This window comes from Pseudidiomarina gelatinasegens (genome assembly GCF_004025325.1).
GTDB classification, from domain to species: Bacteria; Pseudomonadota; Gammaproteobacteria; order Enterobacterales; family Alteromonadaceae; genus Pseudidiomarina; species Pseudidiomarina gelatinasegens.
Map to the genome: position 1 here is coordinate 1 of NZ_RSFE01000022.1, position 2154 is coordinate 2154.

2 protein-coding genes are annotated in these 2154 nt (G+C 47.9%); both read right to left on the bottom strand.

Features of this window, described 5'->3' with window-relative positions; all coding sequences use genetic code 11:
- Nucleotides 1-241 precede the first annotated feature (241 nt).
- On the bottom strand, nucleotides 242-1039 hold the full coding sequence (istB, locus tag EGC76_RS11845; protein WP_034734397.1) for an IS21-like element helper ATPase IstB: 798 nt from the start codon (nucleotides 1037-1039) through the stop codon (nucleotides 242-244).
- Nucleotides 1036-2055: an IS21 family transposase gene (gene istA, locus EGC76_RS11850; RefSeq protein WP_128353208.1), complete on the bottom strand. Its 1020-nt coding sequence runs from the start codon at nucleotides 2053-2055 to the stop codon at nucleotides 1036-1038. Before istA ends, istB begins: the two co-directional genes overlap by 4 nt.
- Nucleotides 2056-2154: the final 99 nt, after the last annotated feature.

A 2154-nucleotide genomic window follows, 5' to 3' on the forward strand; every position in this document is an offset into this window, starting at 1 on the left:
TGTCAACAACGGGTGAAAACTGATCCACTTTTGTCCTAAAAACAACGGAGTAAAAGTGATCCACCCTTAGCTAATTTTATACTTCAGACGCCGACTACAAAGTGATCCACAAAAGTGCTTACTCAGCGTCAATTATCTTGGCCGGTTTGCGGTTTATCCGAAAAGCATCGGAATAAAATTGATCCACCCTAACGGCCATTTTCGTGCAAAACAACGGTATTTAACTGATCCATTGCTGCATTTAGGCATCAACAAGTACTTCTGTGCTTGTTTCGACTGCAGGTATTATTCCGGCAGCTTTTTTGCCCTTTAATCGGAAGCTCTCACCACTAATTTGCACAATGTGCGAATGGTGCAGAAGCCGATCTAATAATGCCGCTGTAAGCGTTGTGTCATCGGCAAATGCATTCGACCATTGTGAAAATGGCAAGTTGCTAGTGACGATGACACTACCTTGCTCATATCGCTTGGCGATAACATTAAAGAACAGGTTCGCCTCATCGCGGCCAAAAGGTAGATAACCTATCTCGTCAATAATGAGCAGCTTTGGCGCTAGTACACTGCGCTTTAAATACTGCTCAAGTCGGCCTTGGCTTTTTGCCGTTGCGAGCTGAAGCATTAAATCAGCTGCTGTAATAAACCGAGTTTTAATGCCACGCATTACCGCAAGGTAACCGAGGCTGATAGCCAAGTGGCTTTTGCCAACGCCGCTAGGGCCGAGTAATACAATGTTCTCGGCACGTTCAACGAACGCTAAGCCTGTTAGCTCTTTTAGTTGCTGTCGAGGAGCGCCACTAGCAAACTTAAAATCGTAATCATCGAACGATTTTAATGCTGGAAAGCCAGCGAACTTAAGAAGCGTCTCTTGGGTTCGTCGTGTCCTTGCTTGCAGCTCAAGCTGCAGTAGTTGCTCTAGAAAGTCGGCAAAAGTACCTTCTTTAGCACTTGTTTTATCTGCGACGGCAGACCACTCAGAACTAATGGTTCCGAGCTTGAGCGTCTCACAAGCGTCTAGTATGCGTTCTTGTTGAAGGTTCATAAACGTCCCTCCAACAAGCTGTCATAGACGCTCAGCGGGTGCTGTAAGCTCTCTATCGGTGTTGGTCGGCTCGCTGATGATGTCGCGATACGACCGTGTTCTTTAGTTGGTAGCGGTTGTAAATGAAACCGCTCTTGCTCAAGCAATATCTGCGGCTTCTGTCCGGTTGTACCGTGAATACGTTGATGCGCAACGTGTTCAAGCCATGGGCCAATGTGAGCGTTGGCCACCGACACATCAAAGCGTAAGCCATGCTGCTTCAAACTGGCAGCTAATGGCGTGATGAAGCTGCTTTTTAAATACGAGTTGAAACGTTCAACCTTGCCCTTCGTTCGAGCCCGATAAGGGCGGCAAGCTCGCGGTTGGAAACCGTAGTACTTAGCGAACTCAAGCAGTGCTTGGTTCCAGCGATGCCGCCCTGGGCCATACGCATCGCGTTCAATCATAATGGTCTTGGCGTTATCAAACAGAACGTGTTGAGTAACACCACCGAAGAAGGCAAATGCTTCTTCTAAACCGTACAACCAATCTTCTTGGCGCTCGCGCTCTGAAAAGTGTACGAAGGTTGCACGGCTAAACGATAATGTCGCAACAAAGCCCTTCATCCGACGCCGGTTGCGGTTGATGTTAGTGAAATCAACTTGCAACTGCTCACCGGGCTGGGTCTCGAAACGAACAACTGGGTCGTTCGCTTCTGGTTTTTTAAACGGCGACAGATACTGTCGCAACTGGGTCATACCACCGTTATAACCTTGCGCTTCTATCTCTCGAAATAGAACCGTTGCCGGTATCCAATCCGGCTCAGCGGCTTTAATCCGTTCCCGAAGATATGCCTCATAAGGGCCTAACTTTGTTGGGCGCGCTTCACGCGCCGAATAGCTTGGCGTTACTGTTGGCCGAGCTAGATAGTTTTTTACTGTGTTACGGGAAATGCCAAGACGGCGTGCAATCTCGCGATTACTCAATCCCTGCCGGTGTAAAACGTGAATGTCCACTAGTTGCTCCTGAGTTAGCATGTTAGGCCGCCTTGTCTTATTGAAAAGTGCAGCTATGATGCCTCAGGTGGATCACTTTTAAACCGTTGTCAGTGGATCAATTTTACGCCGTTGGTAACA

Coding starts and splice junctions, on each gene's coding strand:
- istB (WP_034734397.1), bottom strand. CDS start 1,039: ATGAACCTTCAACAAGAACGCATACTAGACGCTTGTGAGACGCTCAAG.
- istA (WP_128353208.1), bottom strand. CDS start 2,055: ATGCTAACTCAGGAGCAACTAGTGGACATTCACGTTTTACACCGGCAG.